23 protein-coding genes are annotated in these 25,246 nt (G+C 41.6%); 5 read left to right on the top strand and 18 right to left on the bottom strand.

The window, feature by feature from the left end:
* Positions 1-83: 83 nt before the first annotated feature.
* From H6F42_RS15295 to H6F42_RS15270, 6 genes are all read right to left on the bottom strand, one after another.
* Positions 84-2,915: an N-6 DNA methylase gene (locus H6F42_RS15295; protein ID WP_190400235.1), complete on the bottom strand. Its 2,832-nt coding sequence runs from the start codon at positions 2,913-2,915 to the stop codon at positions 84-86.
* Between the two features lie 190 nt (positions 2,916-3,105).
* Positions 3,106-3,435, bottom strand: coding sequence for a helix-turn-helix transcriptional regulator (locus H6F42_RS15290; protein WP_190400234.1), 330 nt, complete (start codon positions 3,433-3,435; stop codon positions 3,106-3,108).
* A gap of 13 nt (positions 3,436-3,448) precedes the next feature.
* Positions 3,449-3,814 (bottom strand): type II toxin-antitoxin system RelE/ParE family toxin, encoded by a 366-nt coding sequence (locus H6F42_RS15285; RefSeq protein ID WP_190400240.1) that lies wholly within the window; start codon positions 3,812-3,814, stop codon positions 3,449-3,451.
* A gap of 157 nt (positions 3,815-3,971) precedes the next feature.
* Positions 3,972-5,567 (bottom strand): DUF5691 domain-containing protein, encoded by a 1,596-nt coding sequence (locus H6F42_RS15280; RefSeq protein WP_190400233.1) that lies wholly within the window; start codon positions 5,565-5,567, stop codon positions 3,972-3,974.
* A complete protein-coding gene (locus H6F42_RS15275) occupies positions 5,557-6,903 on the bottom strand; it encodes an SWIM zinc finger family protein (RefSeq protein ID WP_190400232.1) in 1,347 nt (448 codons plus the stop codon). Before H6F42_RS15275 ends, H6F42_RS15280 begins: the two co-directional genes overlap by 11 nt.
* A gap of 4 nt (positions 6,904-6,907) precedes the next feature.
* Entirely contained in the window at positions 6,908-9,073 is a 2,166-nt protein-coding gene (locus H6F42_RS15270) for an ATP-binding protein (RefSeq protein ID WP_190400231.1), read from the bottom strand.
* A 201-nt stretch (positions 9,074-9,274) separates the two neighbouring features.
* Here H6F42_RS15270 and H6F42_RS15265 point away from each other — a divergent pair, with 201 nt between their 5' ends.
* Positions 9,275-9,769: a TIGR02652 family protein gene (locus tag H6F42_RS15265; RefSeq protein WP_190400230.1), complete on the top strand. Its 495-nt coding sequence runs from the start codon at positions 9,275-9,277 to the stop codon at positions 9,767-9,769.
* Here the strand turns inward: H6F42_RS15265 and H6F42_RS15260 are convergent.
* From H6F42_RS15260 to H6F42_RS15245, 4 genes are all read right to left on the bottom strand, one after another.
* Complete coding sequence (locus tag H6F42_RS15260) at positions 9,761-10,735, bottom strand: glycosyltransferase family 2 protein (protein WP_190400239.1); 975 nt, start codon at positions 10,733-10,735, stop codon at positions 9,761-9,763. The genes H6F42_RS15265 and H6F42_RS15260 overlap by 9 nt on opposite strands.
* Positions 10,736-10,819: 84 nt before the next feature.
* Positions 10,820-11,254, bottom strand: a complete 435-nt coding sequence (locus H6F42_RS15255) for a serine acetyltransferase (protein WP_190400229.1) — start codon at positions 11,252-11,254, stop codon at positions 10,820-10,822.
* Positions 11,255-11,261: 7 nt separating this feature from the next.
* A complete protein-coding gene (locus H6F42_RS15250; RefSeq protein ID WP_190400228.1) occupies positions 11,262-12,359 on the bottom strand; it encodes a glycosyltransferase in 1,098 nt (365 codons plus the stop codon).
* Between the two features lie 16 nt (positions 12,360-12,375).
* Entirely contained in the window at positions 12,376-13,416 is a 1,041-nt protein-coding gene (locus H6F42_RS15245) for a glycosyltransferase family 4 protein (protein ID WP_190400227.1), read from the bottom strand.
* Between the two features lie 446 nt (positions 13,417-13,862).
* On the opposite strand from H6F42_RS15245, the gene H6F42_RS15240 reads away from it, so the two are divergent.
* Positions 13,863-14,612 (top strand): SGNH/GDSL hydrolase family protein, encoded by a 750-nt coding sequence (locus tag H6F42_RS15240; protein ID WP_190400226.1) that lies wholly within the window; start codon positions 13,863-13,865, stop codon positions 14,610-14,612.
* An 88-nt stretch (positions 14,613-14,700) separates the two neighbouring features.
* Positions 14,701-15,960, top strand: a complete 1,260-nt coding sequence (locus H6F42_RS15235) for an acyltransferase (RefSeq protein WP_190400225.1) — start codon at positions 14,701-14,703, stop codon at positions 15,958-15,960.
* Here H6F42_RS15235 and H6F42_RS15230 read toward each other — a convergent pair.
* Complete coding sequence (locus tag H6F42_RS15230; protein WP_242018469.1) at positions 15,950-17,167, bottom strand: metallophosphoesterase; 1,218 nt, start codon at positions 17,165-17,167, stop codon at positions 15,950-15,952. The two genes, H6F42_RS15235 and H6F42_RS15230, sit on opposite strands and share 11 nt — an antisense overlap.
* Before the next feature lie 168 nt (positions 17,168-17,335).
* On the opposite strand from H6F42_RS15230, the gene H6F42_RS15225 reads away from it, so the two are divergent.
* Positions 17,336-18,319 (top strand): ABC transporter substrate-binding protein, encoded by a 984-nt coding sequence (locus H6F42_RS15225; RefSeq protein ID WP_190400224.1) that lies wholly within the window; start codon positions 17,336-17,338, stop codon positions 18,317-18,319.
* Positions 18,320-18,370: 51 nt separating this feature from the next.
* Here H6F42_RS15225 and surE read toward each other — a convergent pair whose 3' ends face one another.
* From surE to H6F42_RS15190, 7 genes are all read right to left on the bottom strand, one after another.
* Complete coding sequence (gene surE, locus H6F42_RS15220) at positions 18,371-19,099, bottom strand: 5'/3'-nucleotidase SurE (RefSeq protein ID WP_190400223.1); 729 nt, start codon at positions 19,097-19,099, stop codon at positions 18,371-18,373.
* Positions 19,080-19,319 (bottom strand): hypothetical protein, encoded by a 240-nt coding sequence (locus tag H6F42_RS15215; RefSeq protein ID WP_190400222.1) that lies wholly within the window; start codon positions 19,317-19,319, stop codon positions 19,080-19,082. Before H6F42_RS15215 ends, surE begins: the two co-directional genes overlap by 20 nt.
* A 15-nt stretch (positions 19,320-19,334) precedes the next feature.
* The gene (locus tag H6F42_RS15210) at positions 19,335-19,721 is read right to left on the bottom strand and encodes a hypothetical protein (RefSeq protein ID WP_199289057.1); all 387 of its coding nucleotides are present in this window, start codon (positions 19,719-19,721) and stop codon (positions 19,335-19,337) included.
* Positions 19,696-20,796, bottom strand: a complete 1,101-nt coding sequence (locus H6F42_RS15205; RefSeq protein WP_242018468.1) for a pentapeptide repeat-containing protein — start codon at positions 20,794-20,796, stop codon at positions 19,696-19,698. The genes H6F42_RS15210 and H6F42_RS15205 overlap by 26 nt, the downstream gene beginning before the upstream one ends.
* A 250-nt stretch (positions 20,797-21,046) precedes the next feature.
* On the bottom strand, positions 21,047-21,589 hold the full coding sequence (locus H6F42_RS15200) for a hypothetical protein (RefSeq protein ID WP_190400221.1): 543 nt from the start codon (positions 21,587-21,589) through the stop codon (positions 21,047-21,049).
* A 213-nt stretch (positions 21,590-21,802) separates the two neighbouring features.
* Complete coding sequence (locus tag H6F42_RS15195; RefSeq protein ID WP_190400220.1) at positions 21,803-23,320, bottom strand: UbiD family decarboxylase; 1,518 nt, start codon at positions 23,318-23,320, stop codon at positions 21,803-21,805.
* 64 nt (positions 23,321-23,384) lie between these two features.
* Entirely contained in the window at positions 23,385-23,705 is a 321-nt protein-coding gene (locus H6F42_RS15190; protein ID WP_190400219.1) for a tetratricopeptide repeat protein, read from the bottom strand.
* Between the two features lie 68 nt (positions 23,706-23,773).
* On the opposite strand from H6F42_RS15190, the gene H6F42_RS15185 reads away from it, so the two are divergent.
* Positions 23,774-25,201: an IctB family putative bicarbonate transporter gene (locus tag H6F42_RS15185; protein WP_190400218.1), complete on the top strand. Its 1,428-nt coding sequence runs from the start codon at positions 23,774-23,776 to the stop codon at positions 25,199-25,201.
* Positions 25,202-25,246 lie beyond the last annotated feature (45 nt).

Genomic DNA, 25,246 nt, shown 5'->3' with positions numbered 1-25,246 from the left:
AAACTACTGATTAGGTAATCTGAGTATAGGTCTAAGAACTTTCTGTCCATACCTTTCAACCTCTGTCGGAGTCTATCTTTACTCTACTCTGTTTTCCTTCCACGTAACATCAGTAAAGAATAAAAAACTAGATCTCTTCTAGAAAGATCGTACATTTTTCTTTTAGTAAAATACTCGCGCATCTTATAAAAATAAGCATAGGTTTTGGGATACTTACGTTTCATATCACTTTCTGGAATTGCACTATTACCATGATGAGGATATAGCAAAGCGTATTCTGGTTGAGTATGCCATTTAGATACTTCTCTACCTTTCAAAAGTGGATAAATTAGATCGGCATCAAATGCTTCGGTCATTTCTGGAGGCTTTTTTTTAGAAAATTCAGGAGTAGTTCTACATATAACTGTTTTCATCTTCTTATGTAGTGGTTGCAGCCAAAATAATCCATTGCCGCCTCTAGTATCTGAACCTTTCCAAGCTTTATATTCTTGTCGTCCCTTCTGAATTTTTTCAATAGTCTTTTTGCCAATATCTTTAGGTAAAACCATCCAAGGACTTTGTTCATCAGTAATGGGATAGGCTACCTTCTCTTGACGTTGTGTATTTTCAAGAGCCGATTCTAGTGAGTGATCACTAGAAATAGAAACTCTATTTTTTAAAAACCAGACAGTATAAGGAACTGGGTAAGAAGTACCTTGCCGATCTAAAGTACAAACTAAAATTGCAGTTCTATTAGTTGCTCCGTCAAAAGGTTGAAAATTGCTCATGTCATCGACCAATTGAATATTAAATTTCTTATTGATATGTATCTTAAGTCTGCGATAACCACTAGCAGCGCTAGATTGAAATACACTTTGAGTCAAAACAAATCCTAATTTGCCATTTTCTTTCAAGTAATTATCGATCGCCGAATAAGTGAAAATCATCGCTAAATCTGTATTGCCTTTGGCAAATCTAGCTTTCCATCCACCTTTAGGAAATAATTCATAGTGATTCCAAATGGAAGCCATTGCATCTCGATAATCAGCAGGTAAATGCTCATAATTTACCCAAGGTGGATTACCGATTACAAAATCAACCTTGCCAATAAATAAAGGGGCAAAGGCATTTTTTATAATTCTTGCCCAAATGCCATTTTGATTGACTTGATCCAGTCTGACAAGTTCTCGATATAGCCCCTCATGGACGTGTTGAGCCTGTACAGGTAAACCTTCATCTTGACAATGTTCGATAAACTCAGCCTGTGAATTTCCATTCTTCACACAATCTTCTAAAGCTTGAGCGTATTTACTTACTAGTTCGCAACTAGCAGTAATTTCAGTGGGAACATAAAAATTTGCAACCGCAGTCTTTAGCTCTTTAGTAGAACCAATTTGATCTACAGCCAATCCGCTCTCTGTCAAAAGCCGACCGCTGCCATATTCAGAAGGAGTCATTATCGAGTCACATAAATATATGGGAATCTCGATTCTATCTACATAACGAATTAAATCACGGATGGCAACTAAATAGTTAATTCTAGCCGCCATTACCGCTAAAGGATTGAGATCAAATCCAATCACATTATTGAGGATTTTCTGGCATAGTTCTCCTTCATCAAAGTTGCAATCTTCTCGATGCTCTTCATAAAAATGTCGAATTTTAGCAATAGTCATTACCAAAAAAGTTCCTGAACCACATGAAGGATCAAGCAGTCTTTGGTCTGGATTGCCATCATACTCTAAACGATTAAGAGTATGCTCTGCTAACCAATCTGGGGTGTAATATTCACCAAGATCATGGCGTAGAGATTTGGGGAAAAGCTGTTGATATAACTTCTTGAGTAAGTCACGACTTTTTGCAGGTTCTTCTGAAAGTGTAGCAGGATTGTATTCGTCTAATTTACTAACCATTTCCCTAATTAGCTTTTCAATAGAATCATTCCATGCCCATAAATACCAAGCAAATAAATCTCCTTCTAAGAAATTGACAATATTTAGTTTCTTAAAGATACTGCCAGATTCTAAATCTTCTAACTCTTGTTTTAATTTTTTGGAAGTTGCTGCCCTCAACATCTTTTTATGAGGAGAAGTCGTAAAACTTTGAGAAAGAGAAACAATTTCAGCCGCCAATAGCTTAATGAATAGGGCATAGTAACTATGGACAGAGAATAGTAGTTCAGGTGCTTTTAGAGTATTATGATCACCCTCAATCCCATAAAACTCTCCTAGTTGAATTATTTTTTCCGAGGGAATATTGACATCATATCCACAAACCTGTCCAAAGAGAATCTTCCACTGTTGAAAAAATGTTTGTGCTTTTGGATTGTCCGTATCGCAAATCGTTTCATAAAGGGTTTTAATACCAGAACGAGCAACTGTTCCTTCAGAACCAAAATCTTGGGCTAAATATTCAGGAACAAAAGGCTTACCTGATATGCCTAAGTTAAATAGAACTCTAAGAAATCTTTCGGATGTATACTTACTAACTTCTACTGGATCTTGGACATCCCATTGATGGTTACGATAGCGCACGAAAATGAAATAATTGCCATCACATCCAACACCAAACAATGATTCTGGTGAATATCCTAAATCTTCTTTGAGTCCTGTAAAGCGACTTTTTATCTGTTCAATAACTTTCTGATTACCTTTATCCTTGGGATTCACAGAAAGGCGATCGCTACTTTTAGGATTTTTGTATTCTATGAATACGCGATCATAGGCTGAATCAATGCGACCCTTAGCAACCGTAAATTCATATTTCGCTTCTAGTTCTAAATTAGCTTCTTTGGCTAACTGCCGAATTTGTGACTCTGCGGCAATTTTAATATCTTCTTCGTTATGAGCTTTTTGAACAGCTTGCTTGAGACTATTAGCAAATTCCTCTGCTTTACGACTAATGTATTCATCATTCAGCAAGTTTTCGGCACTCATAGATAACACCAAATGTGTGTAGGCTTATTATGATAGCCTACTTACAAAAAACGTTTTGATATGATTTTTTCGGAAAGCTTTAAGCTTCGGGGCATAAGGCTTTAAAAGCAGATGTAGTTAACCAATCGTCTGATATGGCGATCGCTAATTTATGCCATTACTTTCAACTTCCTTAAGAAAAGCGATCGCTTTAACTACTCACAACCTGAGTACGTGCCTGAGAACGAGATTTAGGCTTATCTTTCACTATAATCTCCACATCTCGACCTAGAGAATTTAAAAACCTAAATAACCTCACAGTCGAGAAGCCTGATAACTTGCCATTGATCAAAGCCGACATCTTAGGCTGATCGATTCCCAATAGCTTAGCCGCTTCAACTTGAGTGATTTCTAACTTAGTAATGATACTACTGATTTTATAAGCAAGTTCTGCTTTGACCAACAACTCATCAGAATTTTCTAATCCCAAATCAGCAAACACATTGCCACTACTTTTTTGCACCTTAATCTCTTCAATCATTTAACACCTCCATTTATTTCTTGTTGTAATGCTCAGAATAATGTTCCTTAGCTCGTTTTAGCCTTGCTTCAATTAAATCTATATCCTGTTTGGGAGTAGTGATACCCTGCTTTGATTTCTTTTGAAAGGAATGCAAAACATAAACAACATCAGCAAATTTGATCGTATAAACCGCCCTATAAGTATCTCCGTCAAAATCTTCTACCACTTCCACAACTCCAGCACCTTTAAATCCTTTAAGTGGCTTAGCCGCAGGATGTTTGTCTCCACATTGAGCGATATACAAGGCATAACCCACAACTTGCTGAACCTCGTTTGGGAAATCTTTTAAATCATCTAGAGAACTTCCAATCCACTCAACAGGCTTCAAAAATAAAATTCTCCCATTGCAAATATGCTAAAACTAGCATATCACATAAAATTAATATTAGGGCATACGGATTTAACAGCAGATATAAATTAGCGATCGCTAATTTATATCACTACTTCCAATAAGCCAAATAAAAATAACTCGCTTATCCTTCTTTTGAAAAGAGTTATATAATTGCTCCTAACATTTCTTGTCTAATTTGCAATAAATCTACAAATTGCTTAATGGATTTATGGAATGTTGTTTGCGTATACTCTAGTTCCCTAAGTTCCTTTTTGTTCTCAGATTCTAAACTAAGTTCCTGTAACTTTTGACTAACTGCAAGCGCTTGATCCTTAGCCGTAGGAATTATCGATGGAGCAATATATCTAGCAGCATCACGGATAAACTCACTGATACCCCAATAGTGACTCGTTAAGTGAGAAGTTGTGATAAATCGATCCAGAGTAGTGATGATTAGGTCAAGAACGATCGCACTTACTTCTTCATCCCAGATCGTTTTATTCCTGAAGAGAATCGACTTAAAAAGATTACTAAAGGCTAGATCAGGATTTTTGAGCAGATGGATTGCTGCGGCTTGTTGTTGAGAATCTAAAATGAGACTATCGGCTAAAGGCTGACCAGCAATGCGATTAACCTCCTCTAATTCGCTAAACTCAACCAAGGATTGCAACCAAACTAAATTTCCCGTTTTCTGAGCTGCCGCTATCCATCCTTGCAGGATTAAGCGATCGCTTTGAGAATGATTAGCTACTTTCACTAAGTCCTCAATAGACATCGCCAAATGCTGATTCCAAAAAGATAACGGTGTAGATGTCAGCATCTTCAATAACCACGAAGCGCGATCGCCTATTTGATTATCATTACTTTTCGCCTCGATCCCATCCCTCAGCATTTCAGGCGTATGGACTTCAGGCAAATCAACCATAAAATATTGCTGCTTCCCTTCGCGCTGTAATTTGACTAAATTCTGAACTCTGGCGATCGCTCTTTGACAAAATCCCGACTCAGGCAGACAAGTCAGCAAATCAACGGTAACGCGCCGCACTTCCTTACTGCGATCATCAAGCAACGCTTCTAAAAAAGGTTCATCCGCCATACTCAAATTATTGCTGAATGATTCCAAAAATGCTGTGCGATCGCTAGCACTTTCCTGCTTCCATGTTGACTCTAGCAGTTGCCTTGCTTGGTCTGGATCTTGACGACGTAATTGCGAGAGCCACATTAACCGCGCCGCCTTACTACCCGTTTCCCATACCGATCCATCCTCACTCGCCAAATAGTTCCATTCAGGATTTTGAACCGCTAACCATTGCCCACGCTTACCCAATACCTTGGTGATCGCCTCTCGCAGATCCGACTGCCTTTTACCTAAGTCTAGTAAGCTCGGCAAGCTAGTTTCATGAACCCTTTGCCCAAGATCAGCTAGGCGATCAAGTAGTTCGGGTAGCAGTTGCAGATGTTCACCACTGAGCATCAAGGATAAATAGTAACCAGTGCGATCGCTACAACGTGGTAAATCATCTAGTTCGCAGGGTTCAGGCAATGGTGAACTATCTAAAAGCGGTAATTGTCCTGCTTGCTGATACATTGTGGCGATCGCCACAGTACTGAGCAATGCTGCTTCTTGATTGGTGGTATCAACACTCCCTAGTAGCTGACCCAGCTTTCCATAAGTACTAATGGGAGTAAAGGTCTGTCTCTGCGTTCCGATTAAAGCGATCGCAGTAATATTTTGTAATAGTGAGGATTCAAGCGACATATAACTTATCTCCTACCAAAATACTCAAAGGATAAAAATCATTGCCATTCCATTCGCCAAAAATGGTTACAGGATGTCCACCACTTAGAGCCAAAAGCGTCCAGCCATGCTCAAAACGTGATGACATTAGTAACAGATTAGCGGCGCGATCGCGAATAAACCATTTGCCCTCTTTGTGGATGGGGATAACCTGCTGAAGGGTGAAGGGAAATCGCTCTAACCAAGGGCTTTTAACTAAGGCTCGGCTGTAAGAGGCGATCGCTAAATCAATAGTTTCCGATCCCAAATTGTCTAGAATTGAGATAGGAGAGAGAGAACTCTGTCGATTGGTAATGATGACTCTAAGCGGATAAGCACTTTCAAAAAAAGCAAGTTCTGCTTCTAGAGAAGTTCCTAACATAAAATTATGCTCAAAGGGTTGTGTACCAAGAGCAAACTGTAAATATAAAGCATAGCGATCGCTACTTTGTCCCCATAGCCAAGTTCGGCTAACTCGCAAGCGCTCTTCTGTTTCTACTTGCTGTCCCATTACCAACCAAACATCCTGAACTAAATGATTGGAGCCTTGCTCATTTTCTGATTCTGTTAGTTCTGCTTGATTTTGTGTCCAACCAATTTGCGTGCGAATATCCGCCTGAAGTCCCATCGGCAAATCATCTAGACGCTGAAATCCTTCCAATAGCAAATGTAACTTACCTAACTTTTGTAACAATCTTTCTTGCCATCCTGCGCCAGACGCAATGACGCTAGGAATATCGCGCAATTGCCTTGCCAAACTCGGAGCTTGAGCGTCAACCATCCTCGCGGCAGGTTGTTCCCAAAATTTATAGGATTCTGTGCTTACGGAAGTTAAACCCTGACGGATTAAATCATGTAGCCATACTTGCAATTCTTGTATTCCTACCTCAACTTTGTTAAATCGAGCCTTAGCGCGTTTTGCTTGAGCCTCTGGATCAACTGTTTTTTCGGGTTCGCTAGTTTTCTGCTTTTGCTTCTCTTCCCTTTTAGCCCGTGAGGTAATCCAATCCGCTACCCAATCAGGCGGAGTTCCATTAGTTAAAGCCGTAGATTCACTTACCATTAAAAACAATAGTCCCAGTCCATGCTTGCAAGGAAATTTGCGACTCGGACAACTACACCGAAAAGCAGGTTCCGACAAGTCAACCTGTGTGCGATAGGGATCTTTGCCACTACCTTGGCATTCACCCCAAATGATTTGTTGATCCTTACCCAAATTGCTCCATTTATTTAACGTCGCTAAGCCTTTGCCATTCTTAGCTGAGGCAGGATCGGGAGCTAGGGCTACCACTTGATCGGTTGTCCAATCACCATTCATATTTTTATAAAGACTGTTGAAGCGGAATCTCCATGACAAATTCTGTACCCTTATCGATTTCCGAATTAAAGTACAACTTACCGCCATGATTTTCGGTCACAATTTGATAGGCGATCGATAGTCCTAAACCAGTTCCTTTACCCACTGGCTTAGTCGTAAAAAATAAATCAAACAGGCGATTGCGGAGATCATCGGGAATCCCTTTAGCATTGTCTGCAATTTTAATTAATAGGCGATCGCTATTTTGCCCATCTTCCAAAAGTTCCGTTTGAATGAGGATTTTAGAAATCTTGTCATTTTTACTAATCCATTGGGGTCTGTCGTCAATGAGTTTCCATATGCCATTTTCTTGAGCATCTTCTTCAAGAGCATCGATCGCATTGGTGAGGAGATTCATAAATACTTGATTGATTTGTCCTGCATAACACTCCACCATCGGAATATCGCTATAGATCCTTTCAACTAAAATTTCAGGACGATTGGGGTTTGCTTTGAGGCGACTTTGCAGAATCATCAAAGTGCTATCAATTCCTTCATGAATATCCACATACTTACAGCCCGCTTCGTCACTGCGCGAAAACTTATTCAGAGATTGCACAATTCCTTGAATTCTCTCTGCTCCCACTCGAATAGAATTAATTAGCTTTAGAAAGTCCTGAGCTAGAAAATCAATATCAATTTCTTCTAACTTATCGCGCACCGCTTCACAAGGCTCTGGATAATGAGTACGGTAGGTCTCAATAAGATTTAATAAATCATTGGTATAGTTACTGGCATAGGAGAGATTGCCATAGATAAAGTTCACAGGATTATTAATTTCATGGGCAATGCCAGCCACTAGTTGCCCTAATCCCGACATTTTTTCCGCTTGAATTAATTGAGATTGAGTACTCTTTAGCTCTTGCAAGGCATTTTCGAGTTTTTCTGCTTGCAGACGATATTTCTCTTCCGAAGCACGGATTAAGGCTTCGGAAGCAATGCGCGCAGTAATATCTCGCAAGCTCCAAACTCTACCCGCACAGCTATTCATAATATTCTGTGGTTGTGAATAGCATTCTAGAGTTCTGCCATCATCTAATTCCACTATTTCAAAACTATTTTGATCGGACGCTAATCCTTTGCCAAATTTGTGGAAATACTGAGAAGAAGTAATGCGACTAGAGACATACTTCAAGATGTGGGAATCATCGTGGGAGGTGAAAATTCGTTCAGGAATACACCAAAGATCTACAAATTTTTGATTGCAAATAATAATATTGCCGATCGCATCTAAAACTAAAATACCATCGGCTGTGGCTTCGAGGGTTGCACCGAGCGCCGCAAAGCTCTTATTGATTTCCGCTTCAGCAGCTTTGCGATCGCGAATATTTGTACAAATATAAGTTGAGCCAATCACTTGTCCATTAGGACTTTTGACAGGATTAACTTTTAGGTAAATGGGAATATGCTGGTTGTAGCGATCGCACATTTCCAGTTCGCTTGACCAAGTTCCACCATGCATCACGGCATTGTGAATAATTTCCGCAGTTTTGGCATCCGCAAACAAAGCTGCAAATTGATTAGATCGCTGTAGCGCCGACAAATTGTGAGCAAATAGCTCACTAAAAGAAAGATTGATGTAAATGGGTAGCCCTTGATCGTCTGTAATACAGATCGCGTCATTAGCACTTTCGATCGCTGTACCAATTTTATTAAAAGCGTCTTCTAGGTGTTGCCGCTCTGCTACTTCCTCATCTAATCTTCGCTTGAGAAAAGTGGACTGATAATGGCTCGCTAAAGAATGGCTCGAGATAATAATGCCTCCAGCCGAGCCATCATCGGTATACCAAGGCTGGACTTGCCACTGAAAAATATTTGATGGCTCACCCTTGACTGACATATTAATATCAGCAGCATAATTCATCTGCCCACCGCTCAAGCAGCGTTCTAAACCGTGCCGATGAGCGATCGCATTCGGCACGGAGTCATAAATATTGGTTCCGATCAGCTTGAGGCGGGGAATACCCAACATTTTTACCCAAGGCTGACTCACCAATATGTAATTGAGATCGCAATCAAACATCGCGATCGAGACGGGGCAGAACTCTACAAACCAGCGCAAGTACTTTTCCGCTTGATTAGCGCGGTTTGTAACTGCTCCCCATTGAAATTTTTGGTTGGCTTTTGCCATCCTCAACCTTACTGTTTAGAGATATTGGATAGTTTATGGAATTGATTGTAGCTTTTTAATAATTATTAGAGTGTGTCAGATGAACCATAAACTCATTTTTTGAATTTGGCTATGGCTATAAACATTGTGACAAAGCTTGCTTTTATCCACAAAGCAACATGTTAGGATCGATTACAAAGTTTCCTAAAATATTTATAAGTCATGAGGACAGTTACCTCGGCACAGCAATATCCGATATTTGGTTCTGAAATTAAATGTCCCCATTGTCGCCAAATTATTCCTGCCCTGATTTTGACTGACACTTATCTTTGTCCGCGTCACGGTGCGTTTGAGGTTCACCCTAACAATAAGGATTTGATTCATCTACAATCTGATCGCCAATGGCGGCTCTGGGATGACGAGTGGTATCGCCAACATACCCATCCCGATGGCATTCGTTTTGAAATTCACGAAAGTATAGATCGACTCTATACACAGGGCTATCGAGCTATCAAAGTAACGATCGCCCAACGTTATATGGATTTGGTTGGTTCTTATCTAGAGGGCAATAGCGGTTCGCAGGTACAGCGCCTATATGGTTTAAATGTTGAGTTTAGTCCTTCTGAAGGGCAAGAACCCAAATGGGGAATTATTAACTTCGAGCTAGAAAAAGAGTTAGGCACACCCAAAGGTTATCCTTACTTTCGTTCATTTTAGACTTTGCCAAGTTTGAAAACCTTGCCAACGACCTTGCCAACAAGCCCAGAGCTTTTGCCTAGCGATATCTCCCTCTTGAGGAAAAAATCGCAGTAATTGTAATAAGCCTCTGGCTTCCCTTGTCCCGATCGCGATCGCCCAAGCAAAAAATACTAACCGCCGTAAGGGTGATAAATATTCCAGTAAAGCCAGAGTTTCATTATGAATGGCATTAACCGACGCTTCATCATTAAATGTATTGCGTTGGTCTTCATCAAATCGCTGAGCAGGAAAGTGATCGACGGCAATGCGGGGATCGTAAATTAACTTCCATCCTTTTTTCTTTAAGGTCAAAGAAAAAACTACCTCAAAATGCACTTGCGCCCCAGTGCCGCGCATTCTCGTATCAAAACGTAAATCGGCGATCGCCTCTCGCCGAAAACTCATATTGACACCTTTGAGGACATCTACTTCGCGACCTTCCCCACTGCCAATATGATGATTACCAATCAAGCGCCCAAACCACTGTAACTTGCCAACAACAGGTCGCGCTCCTTCCTCTAACTTTGTGCCGTGATAGACCCAATCACGACCACCGACACCGCCAATTTTAGGATCGGCTAAGTAATAGGCTTCTATTTTTTCCAACCAATCAGGATGAGGAGCGGCATCATCATCGGTAAAAGCGACTATATTGCCAGTCGCCGCATCCAGTCCCACATTCATCGCCGCAATTACGCCGACAGCCTTCACCGTCGCGGTTAATAATGGCAATTGATTATTGCCTTGAGTATTGCTAAGTCCTTCTGAGACTAACTCTGAGTTGTGCTTTAAAAATTCATCTAAAAATTGCCAAGTTGCCAGATCCGTATCGCGAACAATTACCCATACCTCATCCACAGCACGAGTCTGTTTTAATAAAGCATCTAGACAACGGGCTAAATCTTGGGGGCGTTGATAGGTCGGAACAACTACAGTAATTTTCATCATTTTTATAGTTTATGGAGCTAGGCGTTATTAGAAACCAGAAACCCAAGCTTTAGCGCATGTTGCGCCACACCTTGGGCGGTTCTACTTTTCAATAGGACGGGCAGGCACGCCTACTACAGTCTCCCCCTCCTTCACATCACGGGTGACCACCGCATTAGCTCCCACAACCACGCGATCGCCAATTATTAAATTTTGATCCTTGCGCCCCACTACCGCCGCACCTGCGCCAATGAATACATCATCGCCGATCTGAATTTTATAGGGAGAGCCAACCCAAGTTTCCGCCGCCAAGGTGACATTATGGTAAATCTGGACGCGGTGTCCAATTTTGACATTCGGATGAATAACTATTCCCAAACCATAGTGTTTTAAGTCAATGTCGCGTTCTATTTCGGCTTGATAGGGTAAAATCGCGTGAAAAATTAAAAAGTTGAATGTTTTAATTAGGCGAGGAAGCAAAGGAATTTTTAATTGATAAGCCTTACAGCTTAACCACCATAAAAAAGACACATTCATAGGCTTTCTAACTTTTCAAAATTTCGTGAACGAAGGTGGCAAAGCGATCGCCAATCGCATCATAGTCAAAATATCTCTTAGCGATCGTAGGAGCTATTTTAGCCTTGTCCTCCACATCTTGCGATTGTAAATTATCTAGCCACATCGCACAACGAGTATGAAACTCGCGGCTAGCAGGATGATAAGCAGGTAAAGCCCAACCAGCATATACAACCCCATAGTCATAAAACCCGGGAATGGGACTCATGGCTACAGGCACACCACAGGCAAGATATTCAGGAAGCTTCGTCGTCAGTCGAAAACTTCCCAACTCATCAAGGGTTTGAGTGACAAAACCAATATTCATCATGTTCATTGCATCAACTACTTGGATCGGCAATAAGCGTCCTGTAAAAATAACGCGCGATCGCAACTCATCGGGGACTAGCGCCTGTAAACGTTCTCGCGCATTCCCATCTCCCACAATCAAGACCGTAATATCCGTACGCTTTACAAGTTTTAAAGCTTCAATCAGTTCATAACCATAGCTATAGGATTGTTTATTGTTCCATTGCAAACTTCCCACCACACCGCATACTAAATGATCAGCCGCAATACCATATTTCTGACGAAGACTAAGGCGCTCTTCTGCTGATTTGGATTGAAATAGACTAAAGTCTGCACCACCTTCAATCGTGATCGCTCGCTTCGCTCCCAATTTGATCGCTGCGCCTGTTAGATAAGGAGTCCAGCCCAGAAAAGCCGTACAATTTTTGTAGAGGGTGCGCTCGTAGATTTCCATCAAATTGCCGATTTGCTCTCCCTTCGTCACGCGAAAGAATCCCCCAATGGGATCACCCGTAGAAATGATATAGCGTTGCCCCCAAGACTTTGCCGCACGAATGAGATTAATTCCCCCAGCTATACCAGATCCCTCTTGATATATTAAATCCCACTTATTGCTAGAAATAACCTCCCAAATTTCCCTACTTGCAGCCAGCTTAGAAATGCCACGATTGAGATCGTGATGCGTAATATCAGCATTTAATTTTGACGCAAGATATCTAGCTCTTAAAGAATCAAGGCTACCTTTACCACCAGTATTCACACATAAAACTTTTGACATCAACTATACTCCATTCTTATTGATTAGATTTTGCGGAAGACTGCATAGCTGATGCGTATATTTGTTCATATTGGTCAACGATTCGATTCCAAGAGAAATCCTTGGCTCTAGTCAGTCCTTGCGAAATATAGTGATTTAGTAGATCTGGATTCGCTATTAACTGATTGATACTATTGCCTAATTGATCATCCTCAACAATTAGACCATATTTGCCTCCATCTAAGACTTCTTTTGCCCCTAGATTAGGACTTGCTATCACGGCTGTACCAGATGCCATAGCTTCGATATATGGCACTCCAAAACCTTCGTAGGTACTGGGCAAACAAAATATCCAAGCCTTTTGGAACAAATCAGATAGAGTCTCAAGCGGAACTCTTCCAAAATTACGAATCCCTTCACCGCTCAGAGGAATATCGCTAACAGCCCACAACTCCGCTTTGGGAAATTGGGGGAGAACTTGTTCGCAAAATATTTGAGCCAATAAACCACCTCTCTTTCGACCTCCCAATGATCCCACAAATAGAATGGTTGGATGCTCAGATTTAAGAGCGGGCTTGAAACGCTCAACATCTACGCCACAAGGGATGATTTTAGTAATCGCAGGAAGTCGTAATCTTGTAGCTTCCGAAACACCCACATTAAAATCGGCAACCTTACCACCAGCAATTTCTAAATAATAAAAAATTGATTGAAGAACTCGCCTTTTCAAATTAACCGCAAAAGCTGCTTCATCCTTAGCGGAACCGTGGAAAGTTCTTACCTGTGGATGAATATTCCACATTAAATAATTATCTCCATGGGAATGAATTACATCAAAGCCCGAAAAGTCAGTTCGTGACAGGTGAAAAGCTAGCAAAAAAGGCTGGAATTTGATATTTCTAAATTGAGGAGGATATTGATGTACTTTATACAGACAATCTGCATAATGAGGGCTGAAAGTAAACATGGTAACTTCATGCCCTCGTTCAACTAAGGCATTAGCTAAATAGTGAGCCTGAAAAGCTACACCTCCCTTTGACTCATTAGGCAAATCTACGTGGATCATCGCAATTTTCATAAGTCAAAATGAGATAAAATAGCCAAAAATATCAAAATTTGTAAGCCATCTAAAGACAATCAAAGAGATTTCCAAATAATTTTTAGACAATTTCTAGAAAATCCCTAAGCAATATGTCTTAATAAGCTTTAACTGTGAATATATAATATCATTGATGGTATTTCCAAATCTATTAATATCTCATAGTCTTAATTAAGATTTTACAAAATTCCAGCTTTTCATCTTGCAAAAAAGTCGCCCAAGTGATTTAGTTTATTAAGAAACAATCTAAAGAAAATAAAAAATATTTTAATAAATTTTAGTTGTTTATAAAATCTCAGATTCCAAATTTATTTTTTTGTAAATATAAATTCTATAAATAGTTTATAGTTTTATCCATCTCACTGGATTAAGACTACTTATATTTTGATAGCCAGATAAATATAGATTAGTAAAGAATATTGTCCATGAAAAAATCCGTCATTATAATCTCTTTTTTGCTAGGAACTCTGAGCATATCTTTAATTGTAAATGTATGGCTTTATAATAACAACTATCAACAGTATGTAAAGAATCAATCTTTAAGACTTGATCCCTACGAATTAAAAAGATATCCCCTGATAGCTGACATACCTAATAACAAAGATAAACCCCTAGCCGTGTTTTTAGGAGATTCGCGAGCCGAGGCTTGGTCTGATCCTTCCAATACTCCATTTGTATTTGTTAACAGAGGTATTAGTGGGCAGACTACTGAGCAAATACTCGGTAGGATGTCTTCACATTTGAGCCTCTTATCTCCTAATGTGGTAATAATTCAGGCTGGGATAAATGATCTTAGAAATATTCCTAATTTTTCTTTAGACTCACAGAATATTATTATAAACTGCAAACAAAATATTCAGAAAATAGTTAATGAAATTAAGAACAAAACGAAATCAACTATTATTTTAACCACTATTTTTCCTGTTGGTGAACCGCCAATTCATCTTAAGCCATACTGGTCACCCGATGTGCAGAAAGCGGTAGTGGAAGTCAATCAATTTATAAGATCTTTAAAAAGCGATCGGGTTATCATTTTTGATGCTTACACAATTTTAAGCAATCAAAATGGAATTATCAATTCTAAATACAGCCAAGATTATTTACATTTAAATAATCTTGGCTATACAGAACTGAATAAGGAATTATCACAAATTCTTAATCTTCAGCTTCAATAGATTTACAATAATATTTTTGTGATAGAGTTCTATTAATAATTGATATTTATCAAGGATAATTAAATTAATAATTTTGAGGGTTATAAACATGTCTAAAAGTATAGTCTCATCACGTTTAGAATGGCTTGACATGTTAAGAATTCTCTGTGCGATCGAGATTGCAGGACATCATTGGCTTAGAGCCTGTATGCATATCAATATATTCTCTAACAATGATTTACCAGGCTTATTTCGTAATTTTCTATGGAGTTATAAAAACAACAATGCAGGACTAGAGCTTATCAATTCTTTTCCTAAATATTTGATTTTGGATAATCAAAATAATCTTGCAGCGTTTTTAACCAACTTAACGGGTTTTTTGTTTGGTTTTGGATGGGAAGCTTTACATGTATTTATTTTTATGAGTGGCTTTTCTCTAAGTCTAAGACTTGTAGAACCTCCGAATAATCCCCTTAATTACTGGCTAAATTGGTATAAGAAGAGAATTAAGCGAATAATATTACCGTATTATTTTGTAGCTTTTATATTATTTGCAGGTTTTTTATTGGTTTATATAACTGTAAATACGATTAACTTTCCGTTGTTTGAACCTGTGAAAATGCAGCTACAGGATAAGATCGGAAGAAGCTGGATTGAGATATTAATTGGTCATGTTTTCCTAGTTAATCCTTGGCAAACAGGATGGGCTACCAACTTTATATCTTCAGCTTGGTGGTTTATTCCACCTTTGTTAGTTGCTTATATTGCTTTTCCTCTTTATTTTAAAGTGTTGACCAGATTTGGGGGCAAATTTCTACTTGCAATAACTTTACTTATTTCCGTTGGTTCCTATTATTTTGCTCAAAGTTGGGGACTAAATGAAAATCATTGGCACTATATAATTTTATTTGAATCTTTTAATTTTGCTCTGGGCATTTTTTTAGGCAACTATTACACTAATTACCAAGATAAAGAACAATTACAGAAAGTTCTTTTTCATCCTCTTTCACTTGTCTTAGGCTTGGTCTTAGTTGTGGTCGGTAATATGATGAATTGGTTCTCCAGTCTTTATCCATGGAGTAGCTTATTTTTTACGTTTGGTTTGTTTATCTTGGGCGCAAAGTTAGCTAATTTCCTAATCGAAGTTCCTTTCCTCAAGAGATTAAAAAACTGTGATTCCTATGTTTTTTATTTGATTCATCAGTTAATAGCTTACCTCTTTGCTCTTTGTTTAAACTATGTATTAAAAGGTTATACGCCATTTTTTGGGGGAATAATTTACATCCTAACTGTAATTTTGGTGACTTCGGTTTTTGTGAAATTTTACGATAGTACTACTAAATTTATCAGTTCACGTTTTAAATTTTGACATCACGGCGCGTAATCCGACCATTGGGCGAGTCGATATACTTGGGTAGAGTGCTTTGATCGACGACTTTGAGTGTATCCATATCGTAGGTTGTATAGATTGTCTTTGAATTGGCTAATTTAATGTCGATGATGGTGATAGTACGATTGGGAGTAATATCACCACTTAGCAATCGACGGGGCCCGTCGCCTAAGACTCCTGCATGGAGCAGTTCCAATTTGCCTTTATGGGCGGGATAGTAGGCGTGGTGATGACCACTGATATAGGTATGCACCTTGTATTTCTCTAATAACGCCCGTAAGCGATCGGCTTCATCCAAATAATTTCCTGATGTCTCTCTGCCCTTTGCTACAGCATAAAGAGGCAAATGCCCGATCGCTATGCGTAACTTCGCGCTTTGAGCAGCTTCACTCGCCAGACTCTTTTCTGCCCATTTCAACTGCTCCGATGGAATATTTGCGGTAGAGGCATCCCAAACTAGGAAGAAAATATCGTTACTTTGAAAGGTGTAATAGAAAGGGAAACCTGCGCGATCGACGAAACTTAAATTTGCATCATGTTTAGGATCATTCCAATATTTCTTGGCGACATTGCGATCGCTTTCAAAGGCATATTGTCCTCCTGAAATAGAACCCGATGCATCGTGATTGCCGATAGTAAATCCAAAGGGAAGTTTAGCTTTGCGAATGGGAGCCGCAATATATTTATCGAATCCTTGCCACATTGCTTCAATCTCGGTAGCCGAAAGGGAATTGCTTTGCCCCGCGACCATATCGCCACCACATAGCACTAGATCTGGCTCCCAATCGGGGACAAAGGCGATCGCCTGTTTTACCTGATCGATGTAGTCCGTTGAGCCATAGGCACTATTGAGATCGCTAATTACGACGATGCGGACATCACCTCTAGCGGGGGCAAATAGTCCTTTGGGTGCAGGATTTGGCGATCGCGTGACACTTTGGGTGACATTTGGAGTGGCATTTTTTGCAGATGCGATCGGTTGGGGATTATTGGCTACAGGAGTTTGGGGAGTTGTGGGGGCGATCACGTCGGGTTTACGACTCAAGATTCCTGACATCGCAGCACCACCCAAACCACCACCAATTGCTAATCCACCTAAGATCAATAACTGCCGCCGCTTAATTGCCATACAAAATTCAATATCTAATTGCTGATCTAATTGCAGCCTTATTTTATAGCAAGGCATAACTAAAAGCCCAAATAAAGGCGGCGCGATGTGCCGCCTTTATTTATCGATAACTTTGGTGCAGTGTGCGCCAAAGTTTTGGGGGTTTATTTGTAACGACTGACTCAGAAGAGGCGATCGCGATCGTGTTATGCCATAGCTACAAGTCCTATATCTAGGTACATCCCGATGAGAATTCGTAGGCGGAATTTTTTGCAGATCGTGGGCGGCACAACTGGAGCCATTTTGACTAATACTTGGAGCAGCAACGCTCAAGGTAAAAATCCTAAAATTGTCATTGGCTATCCTGCCGTCACCCCAGCGCTACCGCTCTACTTAGCTCTCGAAAAGGGTTACTTCAAACAAATGGGGCTAGAGGTGGAAGCAGTTGCCTTTGCGAATCCCCAAGAAGTTGTCGAAGGGATCATTGCAGGAAAGATTCAAGCGGCTGGCAATGGAGTTTCTTCAGGAAATTTGGCGATCGGCGAAGATAAATCTGCGGGAAATTTCAAAATTATTTGCTCCAATAGCAGCAACACTAAGTTCATATTGGAGCAATTTGTCGTTGCTAAAAACAGTGAGATTAAACAGATTAGCGAACTCAATGGCAAAAAAGTTTGCTCAGGACTGGGCCCTCAAAATATTGCCCTAGCGAAGGCTATTCTGGCGAAAAATGGTTATCCCAATGCTCAAATTTTACCGCTATCCTTTGATAAGCACATCGCCGCCCTTGAGTCGGGTGAGGTAGATGCTGCCTATACCCTCGAACCCATCGGCACGGTGGGACGCAGTGAGGGCAAAACGCGCACCCTTGAAGCAGGGGTGGTTTCTAAATATATCCTTGGCGATCCCTTGGCTCCTTGGTTTGGTGGTTCCGCCGCAGTCAGTACTAAATTTCTTAAAGAATATCCAGCGATCGCCCAAAAATTTATTGCCGCCTATCGCAGGGGTGTGATGGAAGTCCGTCGCAATCCCATTTTGTCTCGCCAATATTTGCAGCGCTATACCAAAATTAAACCATCTCTAACCAGTCGCGTGCCTTTGCCAGATTACAGAATGTTTGATGAGTTTTCACCTCAAGATGTGGCTTATTTTCAAAATTTCTTTGATTTTCTAACCAGTGAGAAAGTCCTAAGCCGCAAGATCGATGTATCCCCATTAATATTCACCTAAATAATTAGAGAGTGCGCTCCTTTGGGGCGCACTCTCTAATTATTTGGATGTCTACACACTCAGTTGAGTGACGGCAATTTTGCCAGAAAAACACACATCGACATCGGTATTAGGTGAGCGATCGCGCAGATTATAGCAACCTGCATAGGTTACGCGATCGCCTTCGACCTTAAAACCTAAGGGCAAGGGTTGACTTGATTTCTCGCAAAACACAATCTCAGGTCGAGAATTGAGGTCATTGAGTTCTAAATGAGGCAAATTCACATTCCAATAGGATTGGGATGGCAGGGGAATTTCTAATAATTGCTTAATTACTCTGGCGGAAGTCTCGGCAGCCCAAGCCCAATCAAAAGCTCGCCGCCGATCTTGATAATGGGAAATAGCGATCGCAGGGATATTATAAAAAGCCGCCTCACGCACCGCCGCCACCGTCCCCGACATATAGACATCAACGCCCATATTACCGCCGTGATTGATGCCCGATAGCACCAATTTCACATCGCTAGATTTGCCATCATTACCATCATTAAATAAATGGGCGATCGCCACCCGCACACAGTCCGCAGGCGAACCATCAATGGCATAAATATTTTCGCCTAGTTCTTGCCGTTGATGAATTGCGATCGGGGCATTAGTCGTAACTTGATGACCACATCCTGAATATTGTCGCGAAGGTGCGGCGATCGCGCCCTTCTCACCAAATACTAATTCTGTAGCTTTTTGCAAAGACCAAATTCCCTCTGCATCAATACCATCGTCATTAGTCAAAATAATAGTCATGGGTAGTCCTAAATAGATCAGGATGGACGGCGCTTCGCGCCGTCCATCCTGCCAACAATAATTTAAGTAGTCCTAAGAACAGGATGAAGGCGCTTCGCGCTATCCATCCTGCCAACAATTTATAGTCCCAGAGCAGGATGAAGGCGCTTCGCACCGTCCATTCCGCCAACAATAATTTAAGTAGTCCTAGAGCAGGATGAATGCGCTTCGCGCCGTCCATCCTGCCAACAATAATTTAAGGGATAAAAGGAATAAATTGGCGTAAGAACTTTCGCAATTTTAATAAATCAACTACTTCTCTAATCTTTGGGGAAACCAAATCTTCAGGAGGAATATTATCTAGCGATCGCAAATTTTCCATTAGCTCCGTATATTCAGCCGCCGATAACTGCTGACCATCAATAGGCGATCGCGCATCAGTATAAATTTCGGCACGCAACACCTCTTCAGGCACTTCATCCTGCAAATAACCGACCCCAGTTTCCGCAAATCCCTCGTTCGGTAAACTTGCTAGGGATGTTAACTGTAAAACTACGGCACTGGCGATCGCGCTTAACCTTATTCGAGATTTGTGGCAAAGCCACAAATCTCGCCCCCTAACGCCCCAATCGATTCGGCACATCTTCACACCCTCCGGGAATAGTTTTACGAGATTTTTTGCCACACCAAGCACAAAGATATTTACGATTGTCTTCAGAAAGATCGATCGCCTTACTAAAGTCCGCATCCTCGACGATTGCGCCTGTATATTCTCCAGTTTCAAAGTTGGGCAAATGCAGGCGATCTCGGGGCGTAGCTGTTTCTAACTTGCCATAAAAAAGCTTAACTCGACTAAGATCGGTTCCTCGCAAATTTGCCTTCGCTAAAATTGCCCCACCAAAGTTCGTCCCAGTCAGATCGCAATTAAAAAAGCTAGCCTTCATCAAATTCGCCCCACTTAAATCCGCATTGCGTAAGTCCGTCTTACTAACATCCCTTGCCGCTAGCATCATCCCTAAATTAACCACCCGTACCCCATTTGCCAAGTCAACTACATAACCACCCGTCCCATCTAAAATCGGACGACCTAATAAGCCATCACGTTTGAGGGGGGTCAACAAATTAGCACTGGATAAAAAACGAATAATTTTAGCGCGACCATCGGCATCACAACCACCCAGCAAAGCCGCAGTTCGGGCTTGGGCGATCGCTCTTTCGAGAGGCCAGTCCTCCAATTGACCTTGCGGATCGAGAACTAGGTCAGAAATGCCTTGGAAATAAGCATCAATGGTTTGCTGTTGGGTAATCACATTTTGCTGACCCGTCAGCTCTTCAGAGATTTGATTTTGTCGCCATGCTACCCATACCGCCAAAATCGCAATTAAGATTTGCCCCACTGCTCCCAAGGCTTCCCATTTGAGGCTATCAAACCATCGCGCAAATGAGGCATCAAATTGGGTGACATGAGCCGCTATTAACACGGCTGATCCCGCTAAGATCGCTGAAATGCTAACATCCCAGCGTCTACCGAGGGGAGATTCGGCGATCGCCGTCAATACAGGCGGTAGCAGAATCGGCAAAACCACCACGGATATAACAGCCAGACTGATATAAACCAGTTCATCGCGCTCAAGATAGGTTGCCACCGACGCGAACAAAGTAGCGATCGCGGCAATAATCAAAAAGAGCGCTTTAATTCGAGGATTAGGAATAGACAATCTAATTAATTTAATTAATACGCTGCTTGATTTGAATAATACCAGTTCTCAAAATTAGCGCAAATAAAAAATATAGCTATAGTCACTTGCATTAGAACAAACCAAAACCCAAGAAGCGAGTTGCGGCGCTTCGCGCCGCAACTCGCTTCTTGGGTTTTGTGTCCTAACAAGTAACAAGACTGGCTATAGCTATAAAAGAAAAGGTGACGCTTTGCGTCACCTTTTCCTTTTCTACAGCAAATATAAAAGCTTATGTTTTAATTTTGTCTTTGTGCTGTGGACAAGCGATCGCAATACTACCGCCAACAATAAAACCCGTGTATTCCTTCAACTTGGTCAGCTTGTCAGCAGGAATAGACTTAGAATCTCCTTGTTTATCAAATTCTTTCTCTAAAGCATCAATCAAAGTAGGAAATGGAACCCCAGAGTCAAGAGCTTTACAAGTTTCAGTGGAAACTAAAGTAACGTACTTATCTCCACCAGTTGCTTCATACATTTCCTTAAAGTCAGGATTTTGCTTAATGAAGGCATCAACGTCTTTAGCCTTATCAGCAGAGATAGGAGTTGCGTCAGCTTTTGGCGATGCATCTGCTTTAGGTGAGGCATCTGCTTTAGGCGATTCCGATGCTTGGGGTGAAGCCGAAGCCGTTTCTGTAGGTTTAGCGGAAGGAGAAGCTGAAGCCGCCACTGACGGCGAAGGTGATGTGGGTGTCGCACTAGGCTGCTGGCATGATGCTACTGCCAAGGCAACGGAGACAGGCAATAGCAAACGCTTAGCAAAGTGTTTAATCATATTAAAATTTTAGAATTAAGATCCATCAACAATAATACTACCCCAGACATATTGGACATATAGTACTTTTTGCTTCAACAAAAAAATCGAAAGTTTCTTCTGTTGTGGCAGTAATTGCAAAGCTATAACGAATCACAAAAGATTTTTTAAAAGTGTTGCTTCCCAACACTTTTAAAAAATCTTTTGTGATTTGGTTTTGAGCGCAAAGCACTGTTAATGAATATCGTAACCAAATAAATTTGGATCGGCTCCATCAAGTTTGATATCTGCTAAACCATACTCCGCCCAACGGCGTGTAACCATATCCGCCACATCAGGATCGCTTTCTAATGGATCTCCCCAATCGCGATCGGTTTCAGGATAGATTTTGGTCGTGGCATCAATACCCATACGTCCGCCTAGTCCTTCCTTCTCACAGGCAAAGTCAAGGGAGTCAAAGGGATTGTCGGGCAGAATGAACACATCGCGGGTGGGGTCAACCTTGGAACTGAGCGCCCAGACAACTAAACGCGGATCGCGAATATTGATCGTATGGTCAACGACGATTACAAATTTGGTGTAGGTAAACTGTGGCAAAGCACTCCAAAAAGCAAGGGCGGCGCGTCTAGCTTGCCCGGGGTAAGCCTTCTTGATGGAAATAATTGCAGCTTTGTAAGATAGCGCTTCCATTGGTAAAAAGAAGTCGGTAATTTCGGAAACTTGTTGACGCAAGATCGGGGTGTAAATACGATTAAGAGCGATCGCCATCATTGCTTCTTCTTTAGGAGGTAAGCCGCTAAAGGTAGTCAAATAGATGGGATCTTTGCGATGGGTCATGCAGTGAAATTTGATCAAGGGGGCTTGATCATTGATGCCGCCGTAATAGCCCATGTGATCACCAAAGGGGCCATCAGTTCCCACTTCATGGGGAGTAATTGTTCCTTCCAAAACATATTCGGCACAGGCGGGAACTTCTAGATCGAGAGTTTTGCATTTCGTAAGCTGCACGCCTTCGTTACCATAAAGTCCCGCAAAAATCCATTCCGACAAATCTACAGGGATTGGAGTCGCCGCCGCCATGATCAATACTGGATCAACACCGATCGCGATCGCAATTTCTAATTTCTTACCCGCCTCAGTCGCCTTGCGTAAGTGACGCGCACCACCACGCACCGATAGCCACTGCACGGTCATCGTGTTTTTTGACTGTTGCTGTAATCGGTATACGCCGACATTGGGAATCCCATTTTCGACATCTTTGGTGATGACTAGAGCAAGAGTTACGGCTCTTCCACCATCTTTGGGATATGGTTTGAGAATGGGAATCTGATCAAGATCAACATCATCGCCTTGCAAAATAACTTCTTGACAGGGAGCGTTCCCAAATAAAACCTTTTGAGGTCGAGACTTGACCACATCAAAAAGAATTTTCCCAAATTCAATCGCCTGTGAGATTTTCTTCGGAGGCTTAGGGCTTTGCAGTTTCCCTAATTTTGTACCCAGAACTTCTAGTTCTGACTGCTCTCTCATACCCATCGCCCAGCAGACGCGCTCCACTGTACCCAGCAAATTTACCGCCACAGGGGTTTTATAACCTTTAACATTCTCAAATAGCAATGCTGGCCCTGCTGATTGCAAAAGGCGATTACTAATCTCAGCAATCTCTAATTGCGGATCGACGAGGGCAGTAACGCGATGGAGTTGTTTGCGTTCTTCGAGAAGTTTGAGAAACGATCGCAGGTCACGGGTCATAGGGCTGTAGGGAATGCTTAGGCAATTAGTCAGTAACCTATTGTAACTAAATGTTACGCTCTTTCTATAAACCTAGACTTTTGGCATATTCGCAGTCAGCATTTGCGCCTTCGGCATCGCCGAGCTTGGCTTTTGCCATGCCCCGATTGAAATAGGCGGGTGCAGCATCAGGGGCTAACTCGATCGCCTTGGTGTAGTCATCGATCGCGCCTGAATAGTCCTTAATCTCTGAGCGATCGTAGGCGCGATTGTAGTATGCCTCGGCATAATGGGGATCGAACGCGATCGCCTCGGTATAGTCAGCGATCGCCCCCATATAATCGCCATTTTCAGCACGTTCCATACCGCGATTGTTATAGGCTTCAGCAGAATTTAGTTTTTCCATTTCCTTTTTCCTTTGCCATCAAGATGTCAAAATAACTTTACCGTAAGTTCAAATATGCTGATTGCTCTATGAATTTCAAGCTCAACCTACCGATGCCCAAGTTTTTGCAAACCCTACAATCGTGGTGGTTCAGCAGTCAAGCTAAATTTTTTCAACTAATTAGCCCATTGCAAGCATGGCGCGAAGGTAGTCGCTTGTTAAGTGCTAAATTTTTGGGCGGATTGTTAGTGGTGATGCTGGCGACTTTGCCTTTTTTAGAAAATGCTCAGACTGGGATAATTAGTGCAGCCGTAGCGATCGCATGGCTGATGTTATGGCTAAGCGATCGCCGTGATGCTGAAGATCAGACTGCACCGATCTGGACAGCTATTCATACGCCTTTGATCAGCTATTGGGCGATCGCTTTAGTTGCCACTTTAATCTCACCCGTGCGGGTTGCGGCAGCCGATGGCATGGTGAAGCTCACGCTATACATGCTTGCCTTTGTGTCCATGAGTCGCTTGATGCGCTTGGGATGGCGATCAATTTTTATTGCGGCATATTTAGGATCGGCATTGATTGCGAGTGCCTATGGTATACAGCAATGGTATCTCGGCGCACCCGAACTCGCCACATGGACAGATCCCACCTCGGAAACCGCAGGGATTACCCGTGTTTATAGTTTTCTTGGCAATCCTAATTTATTTGCAGGTTATCTGATGCCAGCTTTACCCATGGGGGCGATCGCTGCTATTCATTGGCGTGGTTGGGGCATGAAAGCTTTAGGAATTATTACAGCAATTTTTGGGGCATTTTGCCTTACACAAACCCAAAGTCGTGGGGGACTTATGGGGATTGCGGCTGAGAGTTTTACGCTAGTTTTACTATTGGTGTACTGGTGGGGCAAGCGGTTGCCGAAGTGGACTTTTCCTGCGGTATTTGGTGGCACTGCGGGGGCGATCGCCTTGGGAACTGTTCTCGTTCCCACTTTACGAAAACGTGTATTTAGCATTTTCGGAACCGATGATAGTAGTAATGCCTTTCGGGTCAATGTCTGGAAGTCCGTAATTAAAATGATTGAAGATAGACCAGTTTTCGGAATTGGACCTGGAAATAAAGCTTTTAACATCGTCTATCCGTTTTATCAACGATCGGGCTATAGCGCCTTGGGAACTTATTCTGTGCCTTTGGAAATCACCGTAGAAACGGGAATTGTGGGAGTGATTTGCTATGGTTGGCTAGTTTTTACAGTCTTCCGTCAAGGCTGGCTTGGACTAAATCGTTTGAGAAGCGATCGCGATTCCAGTGGTTTATGGATTATCGCAGCGATCGCTACTTTAATGGGAATGCTCGTTCACAGTTTAGTTGATACAGTCTGGTATCGTCCTCAAGTGCAGTTACTGTGGTGGCTAGCGATCGCTATCATTAGCAGCTTTTACAGCGCACCTATAGCAATCCTAAATGATTTGTGGAAAAATAGAGAAGAAGAAATCAAAGCAAAGACTTGGAAGAATTAACTGAATTTATAGAGAGTAACCCCAAGAGTAAGGAACTCAAAAGAG

This window comes from Pseudanabaena sp. FACHB-1998 (genome assembly GCF_014696355.1).
Taxonomy (GTDB): domain Bacteria; phylum Cyanobacteriota; class Cyanobacteriia; order Pseudanabaenales; family Pseudanabaenaceae; genus Pseudanabaena.
Note: the sequence above shows the minus strand (reverse complement) of the source record. Positions and strands in the feature narration are given on the sequence as shown.